Raw genomic sequence first — 22,236 nt, 5'->3', positions numbered from 1 at the left:
TCGGCTTATCATACTTGCGGAACGCATCCGCGCTGTACTCCTGATTTACTCTGTCATATCTGTTGTCCATCCGTTGCTTTTTTATCTGTATCCGATACCTGACTTCCGGCTTCAAGCTGTCTGAGCAGTTTTTCCACTGCTCCTGCGAGATTTTCGTCTCCAATTGCAAGAGAGGCACGCAGCTCCTTTCCAATAGCTCGTCCAAGCCGCTCCCGTGTCTCAAATACAAAACACGGAATTTCATAAAATGTACATTTGTCCTGAAAACGCTTTCTCGTGTTTTCCGAGGCATCCTCCGCAACAATCACCAGAAAAGCTCTTCCGCTCTGAATGAGCTTTTCTGCCGAAAATTCTCCGCTTGCAAGCTTTCCTGCCCGCTGCGCCATTCCGATCAGTCCCAGCGCTCTATCCTCTGTCCGCATATGCAGTCATCTCCTTTTCCAGACGCTCGTACACGGCTCTTGAAACAGCCTCGCGAAAGGAGCGATCCAGCCCCTTTGTCTTCCACGCTCTCTGAAGACATTCAGGATTTTTGCAGATATAGGCGCCTCTGCCGTTACTCTTTCCGCCGGGATCCATAAAAATCTCTCCCCCGGCAGTTCTGACAATGCGCAGCAGCTCCTGCTTCGGCCTCTCGCTTCCACATCCTATGCAGGTACGAATCGGTATTTTCTTCAAGCCTTATTCTCCCTCCGGCTCGGTCGGACCGGATTCTTCACTGTAAAGCTCTCCCTCAATCTCAGTGCTGCCCTCCGTCTGATAATCAATGCCAAGCTCATCAAAGAGCCCGCTCTCCTGCGCCTGTGTCTCACTCTTGATATCAATCTTGAAACCGGTGAGCTTTGCCGCCAGGCGGGCGTTCTGTCCCTCCTTGCCGATGGCGAGTGAGAGCTGGTAATCGGGGACGATCACCTGCGCCTCTCTTCCCTCCTCGTCCGCCATAACAAGAATCACCTTCGCCGGGCTCAGTGCATTCTCAATCAGGTAAGCAGGATTTTCATCCCAGTTGATAATATCAATCTTCTCTCCGCGCAGTTCATCGACCACCGCATTGACGCGCGCTCCGTTCATGCCGACGCAGGCGCCGACCGGATCCACATTCGGGTCGTTCGACCAGACAGCCATCTTGGTTCTGGAGCCGGCCTCGCGGGCGATCGCTCTGATCTCCACTGTGCCGTCACGCACCTCCGTAACCTCCTGCTCGAACAGACGCTTCACCAGCTCCGGATGAGAGCGGGAGACTGTGATCTTTGGCCCTCTCGGCGTGTCCTTGACCTCCACGACATAGAGCTTGATCCGGTCTGTGGGATTGAATTCCTCCCCCTTCACCTGCTCGCTCTCAGTGAGCAGTGTATCGCAGCGCCCCAGACTGATGGAAAGATTGTTCCCAACGTGACGCTGCACAATACCGGTGATAATATCCTTCTCTTTTTCAAAGTAATCGTTGTAAATTACCTTTCTCTCTTCCTCGCGTATCTTCTGGAGGATCACATTCTTTGCAATCCCGGTCGCAATGCGGCCGAACTCTCTGGATTTGATCTCAATCGGAACGATGTCTCCGGCCTCATACTTTGCATCGATCATCTTCGCCTCTGCAAGGGAGATCATTGTAGCCTTCTCCTCTGCGCTTGGCTTCTCCGGCATTTCCTCGACAACGGTCTTCTTCTGCATCACTCTGTATTTGCAGCTGTCTCTGTCCATCAGGATATCGACATTATCCGCCGTGCCATAACTGTTCTTACAGGCACTGAGCAGCGAATTCTGAATGGCATCAAGAAGCGAATCCTTGCTGATATTCTTCTCACGCTCCAGGAGCTCAATGGCTTCCTTCAGCTCGTTCCCGCTCTCGACCGGTTCCTTTGTAGTCTTTCTCATGGTCCTTCGTTTTTCCTCCGTTGTCCGATTTAAAAATCAATCGCCAGCCGCAGCATGGCAATGTTACTTCTCTCCAGTTTCAGCTCTGTCTCTCCATCTATAAGAGTGATCACGGAGCTGTCAAAGTCGCCGAGCGTGCCGGAAATTTCTTTGCTTCCGTTGATAGCCCGGTAGAGCTTCGCCTCGACCCTCTTTCCCCTCTCCCTGATAAAATCCTTGTCCTTCTTCAGCTGTCTGCCAAGTCCGGGAGAGCTGACTTCCAGAATATAGTTCTCCGGGATGAAGTCCTCCTGATCCAGCCAGTCTGAGAGCCTGCGGCTGATGTCGGCACAGTCATCAATGCCGATGCCGCCCTCCATGTCACAGTACGCCCTGAGATACCAGCTTCCCGCCTCTCTCACAAATTCTACATCCACCACTTCAAAATCCATGGTTTTCTGTAATTCTGCAAGAAATTGCTCTGTGCGCTGCACATAGCTCTCATGCTTTGCCAAATAACTTCCCTCCTGAATGTTCGTTCTTTCCGCCGCGATACAAACTAAAAGTGTGGACCGCTCGGCCCACACTTTCTAAGTTTAACTGTTATCATTGTCACTCTAACACAGGTTTACAATAATTGCAAGTGCTTCTTTGGATCAGACCCGCAGGCTGAGACTTTCAGCCAAAGGTCCTTCACTGTCTCTCTGTCAGGGCCGCAAGCAGTGTATTGCTTCTCTGAATAAACTCTGCCATGCGCTCCGCCCCAAGACTTCCGTGCTGAATTCTGGCAAGATCATAGAGCTGCTCACAGACCTGCTTTGTGAGAGAGGGCTTTGTCTCTGCCGCAGCCTCTGTCGGAACAGAATCAGCAGCCTTTTCGGCATTCACCGCCTCTGCATGCTCTGAAGCTTTGCTCTCCGTATCAGCGCCTTTCTCCTTCACCACAACCTTAGAGCGAAGGAACTCGACCAGCGGATGCCTTGTGTTCAGAACCAGCGTCTCTCCCTCACCCGCAAAGAAATCCTCATTTTCCCCCATGCCGTACTGCTTCATCATGTCCTGCATGCGGCGGCTCTCCTCAGAGAGCGTGAGGACAGATGCAGTGTTTGCGTCCTTCAGGGCCTCAAGCGTGATCGTCAGCTTCTCATTTCCGATCGCCTTCTTCACAGCCTTGATGAGAGCCTCGTCCTGCTTCTTTGCGTCCTCGCTCTGCTCCGTATCCTCTGTCTCACGGAAGGCCTCGTTTAAATCGGCGTCGATACGCAGGAATTTCAAATCCTTATTCTTCTGCTCAAGCTGTCCGATAAAGGGCATATCAATCGCGTGGGGGAGAATCACCGCATCGATCTTCTGATTGCGGAACATGCGGATGTACTGACTCTGCGCCTTCTCGTCGGTCACATAGAAGATTTTATTTTCAAAGCGCTCTTTGTTCTCCTCCATGCAGTCCTTTAAGCTCAGGTACTTGCCGTCAATATTCTTGAAGAGAATATAGTCATTGATCTTTTCCGCAAATTTCTCGTCTTTCAGACAGCCAAACTTGATAAAGGGCGCAATGTCATCCCAGTACTTCTCATAGTTTTCGCGGTCCGTCTTGCACATGCCGGAGAGCTTGTCCGCGACCTTTTTGGTGATATAATCACTGATTTTCTTCACAAAGCCATCGTTCTGCAGCGCACTGCGCGACACGTTCAGCGGAAGATCCGGGCAGTCGATCACGCCCTTTAAGAGCAGCAGAAACTCCGGAATCACTTCCTTGATATTATCCGCGATGAAGACCTGATTGTTGTAGAGCTTTATCTTTCCCTCAATCGACTCATACTCCATATTGATCTTCGGAAAATAAAGTATACCCTTCAGATTAAACGGATAATCCATATTCAGATGTATCCAGAACAGCGGCTCTCTGTAATCGAGGAAGACCTTGCGGTAAAATTCCTTATACTCCTCCTCCGTGCACTCATTCGGGTGCTTTGTCCAGAGCGGATGAATCTCATTGATCTGTTCCGGACGCTTTCTGATCTTATAGCGCTCACAGGACGGCTCGATCTCTACCGTTTCCTTGCTGCCGTCCTCCTTCTCCTTTTCTTCCGTCTTCGCAGGTTCAACAACAGTCTCGATGATGGTGTCGTCCTCGCGCAGCTCATCCTTCTCTATCATCTCACTCTGCGGCTCGCCTCCCTCCACAGAGAGAAGAATCGGAACCGGCATGAAAGAACAATACTTTTCAAGGATCTCACGGGTGCGGTATTCATTGGAAAACTCCGCGCAATCCTCATTCAGATAGAGCGTCACTGTTGTACCGTGCTCCGTGCGCGTGCCATCTGTCATTTCATACTCCACGCCGCCATCGGACTCCCAGTGAACCGGATCAGCCCCCTCCTGATAGGACAGGCTGTCAATACTCACCCTGTCTGCCACCATAAATGCCGAATAAAATCCAAGGCCGAAATGACCGATGATCTGATCGTCATTTGCCTTGTCCTTATATTTTTCGAGAAAATCTCTGGCACCGGAAAAAGCGATCTGGTTGATATACTCGTCCACCTCCTGCTCTGTCATGCCGAGACCATTATCCGTAAAGCTCAGACTCTTTTCCCCGGGATTCACCTTCACCTGAATGCTGTACTTCTCGCCCTCGCTCTCCGTGTACTCTCCCATCAGCGCAAGCTTTTTCAGCTTTGTCACGGCATCGCAGCCATTTGACACAAGCTCTCGCACAAAAATATCGTGATCGGAATAGAGCCATTTCTTGATAATCGGGAAAATGTTGTCGCTGTTAATTGATAAGTTGCCCTTCTTTGCCGCCATAAAACATCACCTCATCCTATATAGTGTAAAGCAATCAAACAGACCGTGCCTGTCCGTATATGAACTCATATCTTGCATTATAGTCCTTATAGAACAGATGTCAATCCTTTTTGGCACTCATGAGCGGAGAGTGCTGATTTAACCCTGATATCTCCAGAATTCACAGAGGCGCCCCCTCAGTTTTTCCTCTGTTATTGTCTCACAGTCACTCCACTCCCGCGGAAACAGCACCCGATAATCGCGGTGAAGGAAGCGCTCGTCCAGAAGCAGGATAATACCTCTGTCATTCTCACTTCGAATCAGACGTCCGGCCGCCTGCATCACCTTATTCATCCCCGGATAGCGATAGGCGTAATCAAAGCCGTTTTCCCCTCGGCGATTGTAGTACTGTCTCTTTAACTCAGATTCCGTATTGATGGCGGGCAGTCCGGTACCGACCACCACGACGCCGATCAGCTGTTCTGCCCGGAGATCAATGCCCTCTGAAAACACTCCGCCCATGACGCAGAGCCCAAGTTGCGGACACGCGCCGTCCTGAAACGCAGACAAAAAATTCGCACGCTGAGATTCCTGCATCTCCGGCTGCTGAATCTGAAGCTGATAGCGCACCGGAAGCATGTCCCCCTTTACACAGACAGGGGGCGTTTCGATATGTCTGTGTATCGCTTCCAAATAAGTATAGGAAGGGAAAAAGCAGAGATAGTTTCCCGGCCGCGCTGTAAGAAGTGTGCGGATATAGGCCGCTATCCGTATATACTCCGCCTCATTCCGTCGCGTGTAGCGGGAGCTCACATCGGCCGCACAGAGAAGGAGCCGCCGCTCTCTCGGAAAAGGGCTCTCCGCATAGATCGCAAATTCCTCCCGCTCGCCGGTCAGCAGGTCCTTGTAATATTGAATCGGAAGCAGCGTCGCGGAGAAGAATACCGCGCTCCGTGAAAATTCCAGATATTTTTTTAGCTGTGCAGAAGGGTCAATACAGAGGAGCTTTACAAGAAACTGCTCCCCTCTGCGCTCAGCATAGACAACATAGTGTTCATCCAGCTCCTCTGCCACCGCAAGAAAACTGCGCAGCACAAAGAAATACGAAAGCAGCTCCTTTCGCTCCGGCAGTTCTTTTCTGTCCTCCATAAGCTCTGAGAGCAGCGTGTAGCACTGATTTAGAGGCGACAGCAGAAAATTTACATCCGGAAGCTCTGCCGCCTCTCTGCCGGATATCGGATCAGCTGAGATCCGGGGATACTCGGATAAGCTTCTTCGCATCGCAAGCATGGCAAGATTCAATGACTGAAGCGCTGCACCGAGACGCTTCCCATAAGGCCTGAGCAGCCGCTTTAAGGCAAGCACATCCTCCTTCTTCAGCGCAGCACTGTACATCTCTGACGCGCGCTCAGGAAGATTGTGTGCCTCATCAATAAGAAAGATGTTATTTTTATCTGCACCCTCCGAAAAGAAACGCTTCAGGTGCGCACGCGGATCAAAAGCATAGTTATAATCTGCAATGACGCTGTCACACCAGCTGCTGAGATCAAGGCTCAGATAATAGGGACATACAGAATGTTGCCTTGCCCGAGAAAAAAGCACTTGGTCTGTGATCACTGCTTCTGTCTGCAGGAGCTCATAAATTGCCTCGTTGACTCTGTCATAGTGTCCCCTTGCATAGGGACAGGCCTCCGGATTGCAATCGACAGCTTCGTTCAGACAGAGCTTTTCCTTTGCACTGAGCGAACAGCTAATCCAGGACAGTCCCCGCCCGGTCAGAAGCTGAAAGCTCTCCTCCGCTACACTGCGCGCAATGTTTTTGGCTGTCAGATAGAAGACTCGCTCTGACAGTCCCTCGGCGACCGCCTTGACGGAGGGATAAATCACAGAAAGTGTCTTTCCGACTCCGGTAGGGGCCTGAATAAAGAGATTGCGACTGCGTCTGATCGCACGAAAGACGTCTACTGCAGTTTCCTTCTGCCCGCTTCTGTAATTGTAGGGAAAATTAAGAACTGCCGCGCTGCGGTTACGCGCCTCTCTGTGCTCCGCAAGGAAACGCGCCCAGCGGAAATACTCTGACACCAGGGCGTTCATCCAGCGAAGAAGCTCCTCCGCTTCATACTCTATCTGAAAACGTCTGATTTCCTCCGTCTCCAGATTACAATAACTCAGCTGACAGCAAAGCCGCCCTGACAGTTCTTCATTTTTGACCAGCATGGCGGCATAGCACTTTGCCTGTGCAAGGTGCAGAGGGCGCGCCTCCGTAAGCCTTCTTACATCTGCATAGATGCCCTTGATCTCGTCCACCGTGATCTTATCCTGCTCTCGCTGGATTCCGTCTGCGCGTCCCTCGACAGACAGGGTAAGCCCGTTCTCCTCATACAGAGCCTTCAGCGGGACCTCTGCCTGATAGTTTGGAGGCATGGATTTCTGTATTTTTCTGTGAATGCGGCCGCCCTGCAGCATAGCCTCCGGATCCGTATCAAATTCCGTGCGATTGTCAATATCTCCAGACCGGAGTATAAATTCCACCAGATTCCGGACTGAAATTCTCTGTGCGTACATCATGCTCTCATTCTATCACTGCAGAGGGGTGTACTGCCATGTCGCCAGCGCATAAAAGCTATAAAAAGGCAAAAAAACAGCAGAGACAGGCAAATTCTGCCCCATATCTCTGCTGTGTCATTTTGCACAGATTCGTTTCAGCAGGCTCAGGCTGCGGTGCTGTCACCCGCTGCAAAGTCCGTAAGCATCTGCTCAAATTCCAAATTGTGCCCGTGATAGCTCACATTCAGAACTCTTGCGAGATCCATTCCCATAATACCGAGAAAGGACTTCCCATCTACCGCGATCCGGTTATAACTCACATCAATATCAAAATCACAGCGCTCTGCCGCCTGCACAAAGCGTTTTACTTCTTCCACTCCATGTAATCTGATTCTGCGTTCCATTCTATTCTATCTCCTCTCCGCGTTATTTTAAGCTGCTCTCAGCCTCTGTTTCCGCCTTCTCTGCTGATTCCGGCAATGCCTCCGTCTCAACCTTCTCTGTCTCAGTTTTCATTTCAATACCCGGTCCGGCAGTCTCCCCCTGCTGAACAGAAAGCACGCGTTTCACCTTCGTAACTTTGGCTCCTGCGCTCTGACCGGAATAGGTTTTCAGCTCCGAATGATCTCCCTCGCTGAAATATGTCCCGTTGCTCTTCTCCGCAATTTCCTCCGGAAGCTCCTGTGCCGTGACTGCTGCGTCCTCCGGAGAGAGCTCTTCTCTTACCTCTGCATCCGCTGCACTGGCCAGTTTTACGAGAACCTCCGGTTCGCTGTAACGCGTATTGGACACAAGAAAGGACACCCCGGCTACATAATGCGCATAATAAGCTTCTGCGTAGGGAATACGCACACGGCTCATGGAACGATCCGAGAGATTGTAGCGCTCCCAGCGCGTGCCCCATTCAATCGCCGCTGCAGCCGGAGAGGACCATTTTGTTTTTGCAAAGTGATTCACAAAGTCTTTCTCTCCTGCCTCCTGACACAAAAAGTCAAGCTGCGCATAGATGTCGCCTGCTGCACAGCCGCGCGAAGCTGCGTAGTGCTCAAGCTGTGTTCTTCGCTCAAAGCTCCACTGTCCCAACCCGTAGCCGATATGGTTGCCTCTCTCCTCAAAACCCGGGTCTATGCCACTCTCCTGCTGAAAATTCCCCAGCAGGCCGGCGATTGCTGTTTCCTCCCATCCTTTTCCCTTAAAATAATTCCAGATCAGATCTGCAGTGCCGAGGTTTAGGTAAAGACGATGATTTCCTTCATTGCTATAGTCAAAACCCTCATAGCGCGAACCAGCCGCGGCGGCCATATAGCCGTCCGGACCAACATAATAGGAATCCGGCGTCATCTCATCTTTTAGAATTCTGCCGATGGAATCACAGTAGAACCATCTCCCGTCCTCACTGGACGCCCAGCTGTCCACACAGGGTATCCCATTGACGTCTGCATAATATTCCTGCTCTCCGACATAGAAGCGCCCGCTGTCCATGCTGCCGTCCGCGGCAAAATGATAGCGGTAATTCCCGATCTTTCGAAACTGTCCGCACTCCATGATGCCTGCCGCATTCAGATAGTAGTACCTGTTCTGATACAACAGCCAGGACGCGGAAACCGGCCGTCCCTCTGCATCACTGTAGCTCCAGCCTGCCTCTGACTCGGTCCAGCTGCCGCCCTCACTGTTTTTCAGGATTCTGCTGCCGCCCTCAGTGAGGATATAATCCGGCATATCCGAAGCCTCCATTGCAGCTTCCTCTGTCTTCTGCACAGCGGCAAGCGCATTCCTGCTTCCGGTTCTCCCGGCAAGCAGTGCGGACAAAATCCCAGCTGCTGTCAGAAGCACCGCTGCGAGCAGACGCAGCTGTTCCCTGTGCAGCGCCGCTCTGATTTTTTCTGACATGATGTTACTCCCCTGAAACTGAAGGAATCCGCTGTTTCAGCGGATTCATAATCTGTAGTCGTCACACAGTATGTCAGAGCCTTTTCGCAATTGCAAGAATTTTGCTTGCTTTTTAATATTTTTTTAATATTTTAGCAACATTCTCTTCAAAAAGGAAATAAGCAAATCCTATAAAAGTTTTTAATTGGCAGAAAATTTTGATTTAATCAATCAAAAAGCCTGAATCTTTACAATTCAGGCTCACGCAGAGGAAGAGAGGCTCGAACTCCCGTCTTCGGTTTTGGAGACCAACGTTCTACCACTGAACTATTCCTCTGTACGTGGATGACAGCTGTCAGCCACGCGAGTTAATATACCATTAAGCTGTCTTACTGTCAAGGAAAATCTTTGCAAAACAGTGACACTGCCCTCCTGAATTTTCGATCTGTCTTTAGTGAAACAGAAGTTCTATCGCTTCTGCTACCGTTGAGACCCCAATACAGCGTATTGCATCCGGCTGTTTTAGTTTCTTCAGACAGGACTTCGGGAGTATACAGAGCTGAAAACCGAGCTTTGCAGCCTCTCTGACGCGCTGTTCTGCCATGGAGACTGAGCGGACCTCTCCAGAGAGCCCAACCTCTCCGAACAGTACTGTGTGTTCCTCCACCGGAATATCCCGATAGGAGGAGACCAGCGCCATCATAACTGCAAGGTCCATCGCAGGCTCATTCATGCGTATTCCACCCGCTGCATTGACATACGCGTCCAGACGCGACATCGGAAGATGACAGCGCTTCTCAAGCACCGCCATCAAAAGATTGATGCGATTATAATCAAAGCCGGCCGCGGTGCGCCGCGGCATACCAAAAGCCGTCTCCGCTACCAGTGCCTGTACCTCAAGAAGCAGAGGGCGCGAGCCCTCCATGGAGCATGCGACCACTGCTCCGCTTGCACCGACAGGCCTCCCGTCCAGCATATATTCAGAAGGGTTTTGAACCTCACGGAGGCCGGTCTCCGTCATTTCAAACACGCCGATCTCATTGGTTGAGCCAAAGCGATTCTTTACTGCACGGAGGATGCGATAAGAAGCGTGCTTCTCGCCCTCAAAATAGAGCACAGTATCCACCATATGCTCCAGCACACGCGGCCCGGCCACCTGCCCTTCCTTGGTCACATGTCCAATGATAAAAACTGCAATACCGCCGCCCTTTGCGATCTGCATCAGTATATTCGTAGACTCACGCACCTGGCTCACAGAACCCGGAGCGGCAGAAATCTCCTCACAGTACATAGTCTGAATAGAATCAATCACTACAATATCCGGCCGCAGCTCCTCTATGCTCCCTCGAATCAGGTTCAGATTGGTCTCACTGAGAAAGAGAAGCTCGCCCTGTACACTCCCGATGCGGTTCGCTCTGAGACGAATCTGCTTCAGCGACTCCTCACCGGAGATATAGAGCACCTTTTTCCCGACTGCCGCGAAATTCCGGCAGACCTGCAGCAGTATCGTAGACTTTCCTATGCCAGGATCACCGCCCACCAGCACCATGGAGCCCGCAACTGTACCGCCGCCGAGCACGCGGTCCAACTCTGCATAGCCTGTCCCAAAGCGCTCCTCTCCTGCAGCATCAATTTCTGAGAGCAATACCGGACGCACAGCAAGCTGCATTCCTCCCCGCACGGCATCCCGCCCCTGACTTGCTCCGCTGAGTCCGCGTGCAGATCTCGCCGCGACAGGCTCCTCTACCATCGTATTCCACGCATGGCAGGCCGGGCACTGCCCGACCCACTTTGCGGATTCAAAGCCACACTCACTGCAGAAAAAACCTGTTGTCCGCTTCATGACTGCTTCGTTCCAGCTGTAATACTGCCGGCCTTTTCCGTGTGTGCTGAAGCTCTCTTTCTTCTGACGGCTGTACGCCTTGCGGCGGCTTTTTTAATAAACTCCAGCGCGCGCTCCTCCGGCTTCTCCCGCTCCGGGCAGCTGACAAGCACGCTGTCTCCCTCACGGATGCGACCGTCCAGCACCGCCTCCGCAAGCTTGTCCTCCAGCTCATTCTGAATGGCGCGCTTCAGTGGCCGCGCTCCGTATTTCGGATCATACCCCTTATCAATCAGGAATTCCTTTGCCGCTTCATCAAAGGAGAGGCTCAGCGCCATCTGCTCCTCCGTGCGCTTTCCGATCGCATTCAGAAGAATCTCCACGATCTGCTTCATGTTCTCGCGATTCAGCTGATGGAAGACGATCGTCTCGTCAATACGGTTCAGAAACTCCGGCTTAAAGATGCGGCGCAGCTCTTCCAGCACTCCGTCCTTCATCTTGCGATAGTCGGTCTCGGCGCTCTCGTGTGCCGAAAAGCCCAATACCTTTGGCGCAATAATTCTGGACGCTCCGGCATTGCTTGTCATGATAATCACAGTGTTTTTAAAATCAATCCTTCGTCCCTGTGAATCCGTGATGTGCCCGTCATCCAGCACCTGAAGCAGTACATTGAAGACATCTGGATGTGCCTTCTCAATCTCATCAAAAAGTATCACAGAATAAGGATTTCTTCTCACTTTCTCGGAGAGCTGTCCCCCCTCCTCATAGCCGACATAGCCGGGTGGAGAGCCAACCATCTTGGAGACACTGTGCTTCTCCATGTACTCGCTCATATCCACACGAATCAGCGCCTGCTCCGTGCCAAAGAGCGCCTCCGCGAGCGCCTTTGAGAGCTCTGTCTTTCCGACACCCGTAGGCCCCAGAAAGAGAAAGGAACCGATGGGTCGCCGCGGATCCTTGAGTCCGACCCGGCCTCTCCGGATAGCCCTTGCAATAGCGCTGACGGCCTCCTCCTGACCGACCACCCTTTCATGCAGCACAGCTTCCAGCTTTTTCAGGCGCTCATTTTCCTCCTCCGTGAGCTTCTGTACCGGAATTTTGGTCCAGGCCGAGACAACGTCCGCGATTTCCGCTTCGTCTACGACAAGCTTTCTCTCTGCTTTTTCCTTCTGCCACTTCTCCCGGATCTTTTCAATCTTCAGCTGCTTCTTTTCCTGCTTTTTCTTAATATCTCCGGCGCGCTCAAACTCCTCTGCCTTCACCGCATCCAGCTTCTGTTTTTCCAGCTTCTCAATATCAGCCGTGAGAGCCCGTATCTCCGGCGGCTCAATGTAGCCCTCGAGACGGGTTCTGGAGGCAGCCTCATCTATGAGATCAATTGCCTTGTCCGGAAGAAAGCGATCGCTGATATAGCGGACAGAGAGCTGCACTGCAGCCTTCAGTGCCGCATCTGTAATACGCACCTTATGATGCTGCTCGTAGCGCGGGCGAAGTCCCGTGAGTATCTCTACAGATTCCTCCTCCGTTGGCTCCTCAACCGTGATCGGCTGAAAGCGACGCTCCAGAGCAGCGTCCTTCTCGATATATTTCCTGTACTCCTCTATGGTTGTGGCTCCGATGAGCTGCAGCTCTCCGCGCGCCAGAGAGGGCTTCAGAATATTGCTCGCGTCCATGGCGCCCTCCGCAGAGCCTGCGCCTATAATCGTATGCAGCTCATCAATGAAAAGGAGAATATTGCCCGCCTGCATGACCTCCTGCAATACTTTCTTGATGCGCTCTTCAAACTCGCCGCGGTACTTGGAACCCGCGATCATGCCGGAAAGATCCAGCGTAACCAGCCGCTTTCCTTCTATTGTCTCAGGAACCTCCCCCGCGACGATCATCTGCGCAAGCCCTTCTGCGACCGCTGTCTTTCCGACACCCGGCTCACCGATGAGACAGGGATTGTTCTTTGTCCTCCGGCTCAGGATCTGCATGACGCGCTGCATCTCCATGCTTCTTCCAATGACCGGATCCAGCCTTCCTGCACGCGCAAGTGCGGTGAGATCTCTTGAGTACTGATCCAGGGTAGGAGTCTCCGGCATATTGTCCTGATGCTGCGCGCCTGCTGTCTCTCCCTGTGACGCACCTTCCTCTCCCATCGCGCCGAGCATATCCACATATATTTTCTGCACGTTTACGCCCATCGTGTAGAGGAGCTTACTGGCGATGCAATTCTTCTCCCGGAGTATGGCGATAAGCAGATGCTCTGTCCCGATCTGCGGCGCGTGATAACGCTCCGCCTCCGCGTGACTGTTCTCGATCACACGCCGGGCCATGGGCGTATACTGCGGCTCATCCTGCACTTTGACATTGCCGCCGGAGGAAATCAGCTGATCCATCAGTTCAAGGATCTTCGGCTCCGTGACTTCATTTTCCTCCAGAACACGCGCAGCGACACCGCTGCCCTGACGCACCAGTCCCAGCAGCAGGTGCTCCGTTCCGATATAGTTGTTATAGCTCTCCCGGGCGGCCTGATATGCGAGATTCACTGCCTCCCGCGCCTGCTCGGTAAAATAATCTGCCATAAATGTACTCCTTTCAGCTCTCCGTGAGTTCCGGAAGCTCTCTTCTTATGTAGTCTGCCCGTATCGAATCGATCTTCTCTCTGTCAACAGGTCCCTTCGCCCCGGCGATCAAATTAGAGGGCTGAACGCCGAAATAGAGGCGGTAAATGCTGCACGGCACGCTGGTTTTTATAAGACCGTCAGAGAGACCTGCCATCACCTGTGAGAGGTAGCGCAGCGCATCGCGTATACTCAGCTTTCGCGCGTATTTCAAAAGCCCATAGGACTTGTACACCTCATCCAGACGCTCCAGTCGATGGCTCTCCAGAGATTTCTTCCGAACCTGATTCTCTTCGCTGTTCAGCTGAGACACCACCTTTGAGACCAGATCCAGTATCTCCCGCTCGCTGAGTCCCAGCGTCTTCGAATTGGAGATATCATAGAGCGCACCGTAATTTTCCTTGCCATTTCCGTATACACCGCGTATTGTGACCCCAAACTGCGTCATGGATTCCAGAAGGCTTGGGAACTGCCGTCCTGTCGACAGTGCGGGGAGGTGCACCACAACGTTCGCGCGCATTCCCGTCCCGACATTGGTGGGAAATGAACTCAGATAGCCATAGCGCTCATCGAAGGCATAAGAAAAATGTTCGTTCATATAATCATCAAGCCGATTAGCCCGCTCCCAGAGATCATACAGATGAAAATTCGGTGAGAGCAGCTGTAGGCGCAGATGATCATCGCCATTCAGAACGAGAGAGATGGACTCCGACTCAGAGAACATCACGCCGACCGGCGTCTTTCTGTCCGTGATCCCGGCATTGAATATACGGCGCTCCCGCATTGCCATGCGGCTCACCTCCGGGATCTCAGAGAGCAGCATGGAGCTCATGTTCTCCCCCGTCTGCCTTGGAAATTCCGAGAGTGCACTGTTCATGCGCTCGATCAGTGCATAGGCCTCCTCCGTTCTGAGGCAATGCGGAAATTTATACTCGCTCCAGCTCCGGGTGAGACGTATTCTGCTGGAAATATAATTGTTTCCAGGACTTGTCTTAACCTGCTCATACCACTTAAGCATCCGTCCCCTCCTTCTGAAGCGCCCGTATCATGTCCCTGTATTTTGCAGCGGCAGCGTAATCCTCCTCCGCCACGGAATGAGAGAGCTTCTTCCGGAGCTCCCTGAGCTCTCCCTGTTTTCTGTCCTGCTTTGACAAGGTGGAAGCTCCAAGGCCATTCTCATTGGCTCTGTCCGGAACTGCACTTAAGGAAACACCATCATTTAACTGCCCGTCCGTCTCTGTCACTTCATGGAGCTGCTTCTCACTGCTTTCGTTCTGCACAGCCTGAACATCTCCCCTGTCTCCGGGTATGGTCTTCTCCTCCTCACTCTGCTTCATAATACCGGGCAACTCGCGGGTCAGGCTCGCAGGCAGTATTTTGAGTCCATATTTCGGATGCTTACCTTTATGCTGCTCGCTGCCCTGCAGCTGTTTTATGCTGTCCCGGATCAGAATATCGAACAGCTCGTAGCAATCCGGACATCCAAAGCGGGAGTTCTTTACAAACTCCTGATAACTGGTTCCGCAGCGCGGGCAACTGATACGTGCATAGTCGCCGTCCTCCACTTGTCCATCCTCTCCCAGAAGAGCAGAAAGAATTCTGGAGAAAGGGAACTCTCCCTCAAAAAGAGCAGAAATCTGCCCCAGATTGGTCTCCTGCGCACACTGCGCGCAGAAGCTGTGCTCCCGCTTTACACCATTGACGATCTCTGTATACTGAATGGTTGCTTCTCTGATCTTACATTTCTCACAAAGCATCCTGCTCCTCCGCTTCACAATTCATAAATGCGTCATAGAGCTCATCCACCAGCTGGTGAGCGTCATCACGTTCCACACCGTTGCAGATACCGCGTGCCAGAACTACAGAAAGCTCCTGTTTCATCTCCTGCAGTACACGTATTTTGTCCATATCAATGCTGATGATGGCGCCCTTTCTGCGATCCAGCTTGATAAATCCCTCCTGGCGCAGTATCGTGTAGGCCTTATTGACTGTATGCATATTAATACCCACAGCGTCCGCCATCTGTCGTACGGAAGGGAGACTGTCTCCCTCATGCAGCTGTTCCATGGCGATGCCCAGTATGATCTGGTTCATCAGCTGGATGTAAAAGGCCTGATCGCTGTTAAAATCAATATAAATCTTCATATCCTACCTCTTTTCTCAGCCAAACGCCGCCTTGCATTTGTTATAGGGATTATATAACAGTTTTGAAGCTCAGTCAATTGCAGGAAACGCTGTGTTTTTTGAGCGTGCAGACTTTCCTTTCATTCTTACCGATACCAAATTTTGAAAGGTATTCCGGTAGCATAAAGGAGGGCAGTGCTTTTCGGGCACGCCCTCCTCGATGGTCTGCAGTTTTTTGGATTGCTGCAGCAGTCCTCAAATAAAATCCTCCGTTTTTGAAGCGCCGTCTCAGAGCTCTATATCCTGAAAATCATCGTCTGCGGAGTCGCTATTTTGTCCCGCCTGCGCCTCAGCTATTTCATTTTCTGATATCTCGGTAAAATCGGTCTCCTCAAGAGCTTCCTCACTGAAAGGCTCCTGCTCATCCGAATCCTTGGCTCTGTCTGCGAACAGATGATCCGAATCGGAGCGCTCCTCCTCTTTTCCACCTCCTGATACACTGTCCTTCCGCACAGCAGAGCGCTTCTCTCCATGCCTGCTCTGAAGCGCCAGAACAGATGCAGCAATAACTGCAGCGAGAGCCACAAAGAACATGACAAACATCATGATCGTCCTGCGTCGGTATAAGCTGTGAAGCGTATGAAGCTCTTCCGACACAGCATCCTTCTCCGCGCGCGCCCCCGCAGCCTCGTCAAAGTAGCGCTGTATGGTTTTTTCAGAGAGATCAAAGCGATAGAAGCTCTTCTCTCCCTCCGCGTTCATTCCATAGAATACACAGTAATTCTGTCCCTGATCCTGAGCACCGATCCAGCCCTCCACAGACTTGCCGTTCAGATTCAGCCGGCTGGACACAAGCTCCTCCGGAACCTGTACGTCCGCACCGAGCGGAACTGCCGTAACCGCCCTGGCGCTCATACCGACCTCGACATAGGGAGCCCAGCTGTCGCTGCTCTCATCATAGAGGAAGAGATCTCCGCTTCCGCCCTCGGCCAGCAGATACATAATATGCAGCTTATTATCCGGCGCGGTTCCGGCAAGCACTGTCCGTCCCTTAAAGCTGTAGCTTCCGGTTGTGTACCCCGCAGGAAGCAGCGTAGTGTCAAAGCTGTCCGCAATCTCGTAGGACTTTCCGTCTATCGTAAGAGCGGAGCTTTCTGCCGCAGCGCTCTCTGCCGGCGTCACTCCCTCCTGCTTCGTCACGGTGATCGTGTAGCTTCCGAGCTCTGCGCCGTCAGCAGAATTCACCTGCACGCTGATGGTATTCTCACCCAGTTCCAGAGATTCATTTCCTGATACGGTGATGCGCGCCCCCTCCGCCGCAGGAACAGCGCTCACCGCAATTCTCGTGACCTCGTCACCAACGACCGCAGTGTAGCTGCTCTGCTCCGGAGAAAAAACAGGAGAAAGCGTACCGGGGCTGATCGAGAGGGCATTCAGCGCAGCCGGCTTTTCAGCCTCCGACTCCTGTGCCGCAGCCCCGACCGTGACTGCCGAGCTTCCCTGATGCGAGATCGTCGCAATCTTGGCATCTGCGTCGTAGATTTCCGCAGTCGCAACCTCGATTTTGGCTGTGCCACCGGTCAGCGCCTTAAAGTGAAGCCCGTAATACCACTCCTTTGCATCTGTAGTGGCCTGACCGCTGATATGAAGAGAGCCCGCTCCCCCCTCCGCGTTATCTCCACTCACAAATTCAAGCACAGAGGCATCATAATTCAACATAATATTGGCACTGCCCAGCGCCTCACCGCTGTCAGAGAGTATATGCATGGATACCGTGACATCCTCTCCCACCTCTGCACTCGGATCTGTAAAACTGACAGAGACATTCATGGCAAATGCCGTCACAGAGAGCAGTATACTCATGGCTGCGACTGTCACCGCCCCTCCGAGGAAGGATTTCAGAAAGCGTCGATTTGTTTTCATTTCCAGGACTCCATTCTATAATCGCATTTTTGAAGAGACAAAAGATGAAGAATCTCTCCTGTTACTGTCAATTTTCTGAGGGTGCAACCAGAGCTGCACTTCCACTGACTTCGCCCGGCGCTGCACTTCCAACCGCGCTCTCTTCGCCATCCGGCGAGGCTGTCCCGGAGAGCCTTGTGTTTCCGACGCCGGGGCCGCCGGAAGCATCACTCTGTGATTCTCCGGCCTGATTATTTCCGGTCTGAGCTCCGTCCTGCCTCGAGATGTTCAGCACATAGCTGCGCTGCTCTCCATTTTCCGCAGTCACTCTTACCGTCACTGTAGTTGTGCCGTCTGAGAGATAAATATCCCCTGTCCCCTCAATCGTGGCTCTGTGATCAATCGCCTCTGCGCTGAGATTCACATGAGATACGGAGCGGTCTACAATCAGGTCATAGGACAGCTGATTCATCTGGAAGGAGGGGGTGATGCTGAAGCCCGCCGCTGTGAGGGAGGAGAGCTTATTGTTCGGACTGCCGTCGCCCTCCGGTGCCGCTGAGGGGGTGTCAGGCATTCCGGAATAGACAGGAATCCTGAACACCAGTGCATTCTGCTTCAGATCCTCGTTGTAGGCCTCCCCGAGCTTAAAGCCCTCACTCGCCGCGCCTTCCACATTGGTCATATACTGATGCTGATAGCGGTTTTTTGCCGTAATATTGAACTTCTTCAGATAAAAGGTGTCCTGCCCGCTCTTTATGAAGTTCTCGCCATAATACTCCGCTCCGCCAATAATGGCCCTCTCAATGCTGTTCCAGGGTCTCCCATAGGAGCCGGACTGAGATGCCCACCAGAGTCCACGGGTGGTGGCACTCATTGAACCATCTGAGTACGCCTGTACATTAAAGAAATTATAGATGCCTGGATAGCTGGAATTCGTTCCACTGATCAGTCCGCTGCGTCCCTTGCTTCCCTGCTCCTGAATAATCATGGAGCTGAGCACATAGGGATTTACCCCCGACTGCTCCGCAGCCCGCAGGATAATATCAATGTAATTCACGCCGCTGTCACTGCGCTGGCTGTCCTGCTGCACAGAGTTGCTGTCCTCACTCTCAGGTGCATTTTTTCTGCTGCCGCGCACTACCACGGCTCTGGAATCCACTTTCAGTGTGTCCAGAAGCTCCGGGGCACTCGCCCGCTCCCCGGCTCCGCTCGCCGTGCCGGACAGCTCACTGTCCTCTATGCGTCTCTGCGGAGCTGCACTGATGATGCCGATGAGCGAGGAACTGTCCGCGCTCTGCGCTCCCGGGCCGGCTGCATTTCCCACTGTAGTTTCTGTGGTATTCTGTTCAGCGGCTCCGTTCTGACTCTGATCCGTCGCTGTTCCCTGCGCAAAAGGCTCCCCCGAGGGGCCAACCAGCTGCGTGCTCCCACCGCCGGGCACAGCACCGTCCGGCGTCAGAGGAGCCTCAGCGGAGGTCGCTGTTCCGCTGCTTGCCTGCCCCTCCAGAAAGGTTCCCTTTGCAAGGGCCTCAACACCGCCCGCAGACTGTGTAGCCGCATCATAACTCTGTGTGAGGAACTGAAACACGTAGGCACTGTCGAGAAAATTCCGGGGATCCATGTAATAACGGATGATGCCCTCGCTTGCCGCAACCCATGCACTGGAATCAAAGCCCGGCCATTGGTTTCCCGCCCAGTCAAAGGCACCGTCCGCCGTGGATTTCCATGAGGAGCGCCGGTTGGTATCTACAAGATTTCGTCCGACCACACTTTCATTGGAGATCACTTCCTCCCAGCCAAGGCCCGTGTGATCTGCGCGGAACACCCAGTTCGGATACTGCGCATGAATCTGCCGAAGCCCCTCCTTATAAGACTCCGGGAAACCCTCCGCAGAGAGCTGACTTTCGAACTGCTCATCCCTCGTGTAGCTGACCGGAGCACGCAGATAGGACTTCTGAACATAGCCCTCACTGCCCTGATAGCTGATCTTCGCCCAGGTTTTTCCGTCCTCTCCCATGACTTCCTCAAGCACGGACACAGAGGCACCGTGAGGCAACACCTTCACCTTGCTGTGACCGGTTCCCGCCCCGCTCCGCATATTCAGAGTGCTCGCCTGTACTGTAGCCACTGCCGCCGCAGAAGCCCGCATATTAAAAATACCGGGAAGTCCCGCTGTCATTCCGATTGATAGGATCACAGCCAGAGTCCCGGACAACAAGCCTGTACTTACCTTCTTCATCTGCTTTCTCCGTTCCGCTGTGCAAAAAACTGCACGAATCGTCGCTGTATATCAGAAGCTATTATAATAATATGACGGAAGCGGGTCAACATAAGCCATTAAATCGACAGGGAAACTTAAGTCTTTTCAATGGCCTTCCTCATCTGCTTCACAGAACTCTCAACATTAAAGCGAAGTGATATCTGTAGCTCCCCGCAAAAGACCTCCAGCGATGGCAGCTCCATACTGACGCGTACGCAGCAGCCCTTACCGCTGTACTGCCATTGCCCCGGTTCCGTGCGCTGTATCTCCTTAAGGGGAATATATTTCCAGCTGATACCGACCGGAAGAAAGAGAAACTGCTCTCCGATCCGGTAGCTCTCAATGCGCTGACTGCGCTTATAATCCCCTTCCGCCTCGCGGGAAAGCCACTGTTTACTGTATGCCTTCAGCATATTCTCATCTCCTCTCGGTCCTCTGCTCATCTTTTTACATCGGAGGCAGAAAACATTCTGTTATCCTCAGTCAGCTCCGTGGCACAGGGCTTCCAGCAGGCGCCGACACCCCTCTTCTACATCCCGCCAGGTCGCTTCAAAATCCCGCGTGTACCATGGATCGGCCACCTCTCCCGGCCGTTCCGTGTGATCCATCAAAAGAGAGAGCTTCTGTCCGGGATCTGCTCCCAGTATGCGATACATCTCCCGCAGATTCTCCTGATCCATCCCGATGAAATAATCATAACGCTCATAATCACTTCGCACAAGCTGACGCGCACTGTGTCCGGAACAGGAAATTCCATGTTCTGCAAGTTTTCTCCGCGCGGGTGGATAAACCGGATTTCCAATTTCCTCCTGACTGGTCGCTGCGGAAGAAATAAAAAAACGCTCAGCACATCCGGATTTCTTCACCAGATCCTTCATCACATATTCTGCCATAGGACTGCGGCAGATGTTGCCGTGGCAGACGAAAAGCACTTTTATCATATTCCCAACTCCTTCAAAAATCTGTAAAATGCGGTACTTATTGCATAGCCAGACAGGCGTCATAACCTCGGCCTTCTTACGGGTCCGCGCCTGCTGTTCTTCCAGAGTCTTGCTGATACGAGGCTGAAGCGTAACCTTTGAGAGCAGACTGGGTGCGATGATGCTCGTATCATCGTAGCCGGGCCCGAAATCCGCATAAGCATCTGTGGCCCATATAATATTCTTCTTCGTCGACTTATCCTGAAGAAGAACCGGCAATAAATCTTTGACCGGATAAGCGTTAATATCAATCAGCTTGGACACCAAATCTCTCCTTGTTTATGTTCGGTTTCGGTGTAAATCTATCTTCATATTGATCAATAAATATGTTAATTGAATTATCAATATAATTGTAGACTGAGAGTCTGATATAGTCTATGCCCATATTCTACTCCACAAACTGAGATTTATCCCTTAACAATCGGAATCCACAGCTCCATTTTATAATCAGGACTATGCATATCACCTTCAAAGTAATATTCAAAGTCAGGCTTTCCTGAATGAACATATCCATGCTCAGGAAAGAATACTTCCATCGCATATTTCCAACCGTTATGAATACACTCTGGAACACTTCCTGTCAGCTCTACGATGGCATATTCTGCTTCTTCAACTTCTAAAACCTCTAAGCCCATATTTATTGCTTTGTCTGCATCACTAATGATATAACCTGCCATATAATTTATAGAATTCGGACTTTCTACATCATGACAAATACCTACGCTTCGTCCTTCTCCAAGCATTGCTAAATCATCATGACTATATTTTTCAAATAGTTTATCCCAAACACTCGGACATAATGATGAATTGATGTTTTGTTCGTTTAAACCTGCAACTGTAAATGCTTGTTTCTTTTGAATCGTAATATTCATACTTCTTCCTCCTTTTACACTTAGTGCCAACTGCACTCGTGAAACTAATTTGAATGGTTTCCCATTTCTTACCTCTGAAGGAGTAAATCCATGAAAATTCTTAAATGCTGTTCCAAACGAATCTGATGATTCATATCCAAACTTGAATGCAACATCAATGATTTTTTCATCTGTATCTCTTAATATAATGGCTGCTTCCGTTAATCTTCTACTCCTTAAATATTCTGAAAGTGTTGTTTCAGTCAAAATAGAAAATAAACGACTGAACATTGAATAAGAATATCCAGATAACTGACTTACTCTCTTTTCATTGATTTCATCATCAAGAACGGTTTCAAGATAATCAATCGTGCTGTTAAATGACTTAATAATATTCATTTCATTTACCTCCTTTCGTTCGGTTTATTTTAGTATAGAGGAAGATTTCTTTTACTACCCTACAGTATCCGTACAAATTTTATAGGTTTATTCTCCGCAAATTCAAAGTTATTTCTCAACTGTATCAAAGTCGATATGAGTATATATTCCTGGTAACTGCGATGTCTGAATATCCTATAAGATACTGTAATATCTTTATCATGCAGGACGCGGAGCTGATTCTCAGCGAGGA

General features: G+C 51.5%; 18 protein-coding genes and 1 tRNA gene. All 19 read right to left on the bottom strand.

Going from position 1 to position 22,236, the window contains the following annotated elements; all coding sequences use genetic code 11:
- Positions 1–53 precede the first annotated feature (53 nt).
- The 19 genes from J2S20_RS06365 to J2S20_RS06275 all read right to left on the bottom strand — a co-directional run bounded on the left by J2S20_RS06365 (position 54) and on the right by J2S20_RS06275 (position 22,004).
- Positions 54–422: a L7Ae/L30e/S12e/Gadd45 family ribosomal protein gene (locus J2S20_RS06365; RefSeq protein WP_307254298.1), complete on the bottom strand. Its 369-nt coding sequence runs from the start codon at positions 420–422 to the stop codon at positions 54–56.
- Positions 406–678, bottom strand: coding sequence for an RNase P modulator RnpM (gene rnpM, locus J2S20_RS06360; protein WP_106611814.1), 273 nt, complete (start codon positions 676–678; stop codon positions 406–408). The genes J2S20_RS06365 and rnpM overlap by 17 nt, the downstream gene beginning before the upstream one ends.
- A gap of 3 nt (positions 679–681) precedes the next feature.
- Positions 682–1,875, bottom strand: a complete 1,194-nt coding sequence (gene nusA / locus J2S20_RS06355) for a transcription termination factor NusA (protein ID WP_106611813.1) — start codon at positions 1,873–1,875, stop codon at positions 682–684.
- A 29-nt stretch (positions 1,876–1,904) separates the two neighbouring features.
- A complete protein-coding gene (locus J2S20_RS06350; protein ID WP_106611812.1) occupies positions 1,905–2,369 on the bottom strand; it encodes a ribosome maturation factor RimP in 465 nt (154 codons plus the stop codon).
- Between the two features lie 178 nt (positions 2,370–2,547).
- Positions 2,548–4,665: a molecular chaperone HtpG gene (gene htpG, locus J2S20_RS06345; RefSeq protein ID WP_307254294.1), complete on the bottom strand. Its 2,118-nt coding sequence runs from the start codon at positions 4,663–4,665 to the stop codon at positions 2,548–2,550.
- A gap of 138 nt (positions 4,666–4,803) precedes the next feature.
- Entirely contained in the window at positions 4,804–7,209 is a 2,406-nt protein-coding gene (locus J2S20_RS06340) for an ATP-dependent DNA helicase (RefSeq protein WP_307254292.1), read from the bottom strand.
- Positions 7,210–7,355: 146 nt separating this feature from the next.
- Positions 7,356–7,595, bottom strand: coding sequence for an HPr family phosphocarrier protein (locus J2S20_RS06335; protein WP_106611809.1), 240 nt, complete (start codon positions 7,593–7,595; stop codon positions 7,356–7,358).
- Between the two features lie 22 nt (positions 7,596–7,617).
- Entirely contained in the window at positions 7,618–9,081 is a 1,464-nt protein-coding gene (locus tag J2S20_RS06330; RefSeq protein ID WP_307254290.1) for a phage tail tip lysozyme, read from the bottom strand.
- A gap of 245 nt (positions 9,082–9,326) precedes the next feature.
- A tRNA-Trp gene (locus J2S20_RS06325) sits at positions 9,327–9,397 on the bottom strand.
- A 114-nt stretch (positions 9,398–9,511) separates the two neighbouring features.
- A complete protein-coding gene (gene radA / locus J2S20_RS06320; RefSeq protein ID WP_307254288.1) occupies positions 9,512–10,903 on the bottom strand; it encodes a DNA repair protein RadA in 1,392 nt (463 codons plus the stop codon).
- On the bottom strand, positions 10,900–13,449 hold the full coding sequence (locus J2S20_RS06315; protein WP_307254285.1) for an ATP-dependent Clp protease ATP-binding subunit: 2,550 nt from the start codon (positions 13,447–13,449) through the stop codon (positions 10,900–10,902). Before J2S20_RS06315 ends, radA begins: the two co-directional genes overlap by 4 nt.
- A gap of 13 nt (positions 13,450–13,462) precedes the next feature.
- Complete coding sequence (locus J2S20_RS06310) at positions 13,463–14,506, bottom strand: ATP--guanido phosphotransferase (protein ID WP_106611805.1); 1,044 nt, start codon at positions 14,504–14,506, stop codon at positions 13,463–13,465.
- Entirely contained in the window at positions 14,499–15,245 is a 747-nt protein-coding gene (locus J2S20_RS06305) for a UvrB/UvrC motif-containing protein (protein WP_307254282.1), read from the bottom strand. Before J2S20_RS06305 ends, J2S20_RS06310 begins: the two co-directional genes overlap by 8 nt.
- Entirely contained in the window at positions 15,235–15,633 is a 399-nt protein-coding gene (locus tag J2S20_RS06300; protein WP_106611803.1) for a GntR family transcriptional regulator, read from the bottom strand. The genes J2S20_RS06305 and J2S20_RS06300 overlap by 11 nt, the downstream gene beginning before the upstream one ends.
- 267 nt (positions 15,634–15,900) lie before the next feature.
- Positions 15,901–17,535 carry a cadherin-like beta sandwich domain-containing protein gene (locus J2S20_RS06295; RefSeq protein WP_307254279.1) on the bottom strand — a complete coding sequence of 545 codons (1,635 nt, stop codon included), beginning with the start codon at positions 17,533–17,535 and terminating at the stop codon, positions 15,901–15,903.
- A gap of 67 nt (positions 17,536–17,602) precedes the next feature.
- Positions 17,603–19,753: an SH3 domain-containing protein gene (locus tag J2S20_RS06290; RefSeq protein ID WP_307254277.1), complete on the bottom strand. Its 2,151-nt coding sequence runs from the start codon at positions 19,751–19,753 to the stop codon at positions 17,603–17,605.
- Between the two features lie 116 nt (positions 19,754–19,869).
- Positions 19,870–20,187 carry a hypothetical protein gene (locus J2S20_RS06285; protein WP_106611800.1) on the bottom strand — a complete coding sequence of 106 codons (318 nt, stop codon included), beginning with the start codon at positions 20,185–20,187 and terminating at the stop codon, positions 19,870–19,872.
- Positions 20,188–20,253: 66 nt separating this feature from the next.
- Entirely contained in the window at positions 20,254–20,715 is a 462-nt protein-coding gene (locus J2S20_RS12225; protein ID WP_307254323.1) for a low molecular weight protein-tyrosine-phosphatase, read from the bottom strand.
- Positions 20,716–21,161: 446 nt separating this feature from the next.
- Positions 21,162–22,004 (bottom strand): AraC family transcriptional regulator, encoded by an 843-nt coding sequence (locus J2S20_RS06275; RefSeq protein ID WP_307254275.1) that lies wholly within the window; start codon positions 22,002–22,004, stop codon positions 21,162–21,164.
- Positions 22,005–22,236 lie beyond the last annotated feature (232 nt).

This window comes from Moryella indoligenes (assembly GCF_030812885.1).
In the GTDB taxonomy this organism is placed as follows: Bacteria; Bacillota; Clostridia; order Lachnospirales; family Lachnospiraceae; genus Moryella; species Moryella indoligenes.
Note: the sequence above shows the minus strand (reverse complement) of the source record. Positions and strands in the feature narration are given on the sequence as shown.

What these genes read in the sequence shown, in the direction of transcription:
- J2S20_RS06315 (WP_307254285.1), bottom strand. Translation starts at nt 13,449, where the DNA reads ATGGCAGATTATTTTACCGAGCAGGCGCGGGAGGCAGTGAATCTCGCA.
- J2S20_RS06300 (WP_106611803.1), bottom strand. Translation starts at nt 15,633, where the DNA reads ATGAAGATTTATATTGATTTTAACAGCGATCAGGCCTTTTACATCCAG.
- J2S20_RS06310 (WP_106611805.1), bottom strand. Translation starts at nt 14,506, where the DNA reads ATGCTTAAGTGGTATGAGCAGGTTAAGACAAGTCCTGGAAACAATTAT.
- J2S20_RS06285 (WP_106611800.1), bottom strand. Translation starts at nt 20,187, where the DNA reads ATGCTGAAGGCATACAGTAAACAGTGGCTTTCCCGCGAGGCGGAAGGG.
- radA (WP_307254288.1), bottom strand. Translation starts at nt 10,903, where the DNA reads ATGAAGCGGACAACAGGTTTTTTCTGCAGTGAGTGTGGCTTTGAATCC.
- J2S20_RS06365 (WP_307254298.1), bottom strand. Translation starts at nt 422, where the DNA reads ATGCGGACAGAGGATAGAGCGCTGGGACTGATCGGAATGGCGCAGCGG.
- nusA (WP_106611813.1), bottom strand. Translation starts at nt 1,875, where the DNA reads ATGAGAAAGACTACAAAGGAACCGGTCGAGAGCGGGAACGAGCTGAAG.
- J2S20_RS06335 (WP_106611809.1), bottom strand. Translation starts at nt 7,595, where the DNA reads ATGGAACGCAGAATCAGATTACATGGAGTGGAAGAAGTAAAACGCTTT.
- J2S20_RS06340 (WP_307254292.1), bottom strand. Translation starts at nt 7,209, where the DNA reads ATGTACGCACAGAGAATTTCAGTCCGGAATCTGGTGGAATTTATACTC.
- J2S20_RS06330 (WP_307254290.1), bottom strand. Translation starts at nt 9,081, where the DNA reads ATGTCAGAAAAAATCAGAGCGGCGCTGCACAGGGAACAGCTGCGTCTG.
- J2S20_RS06290 (WP_307254277.1), bottom strand. Translation starts at nt 19,753, where the DNA reads ATGAAGAAGGTAAGTACAGGCTTGTTGTCCGGGACTCTGGCTGTGATC.
- J2S20_RS06275 (WP_307254275.1), bottom strand. Translation starts at nt 22,004, where the DNA reads ATGAATATTATTAAGTCATTTAACAGCACGATTGATTATCTTGAAACC.
- J2S20_RS12225 (WP_307254323.1), bottom strand. Translation starts at nt 20,715, where the DNA reads ATGATAAAAGTGCTTTTCGTCTGCCACGGCAACATCTGCCGCAGTCCT.
- J2S20_RS06295 (WP_307254279.1), bottom strand. Translation starts at nt 17,535, where the DNA reads ATGAAAACAAATCGACGCTTTCTGAAATCCTTCCTCGGAGGGGCGGTG.
- htpG (WP_307254294.1), bottom strand. Translation starts at nt 4,665, where the DNA reads ATGGCGGCAAAGAAGGGCAACTTATCAATTAACAGCGACAACATTTTC.
- J2S20_RS06305 (WP_307254282.1), bottom strand. Translation starts at nt 15,245, where the DNA reads ATGCTTTGTGAGAAATGTAAGATCAGAGAAGCAACCATTCAGTATACA.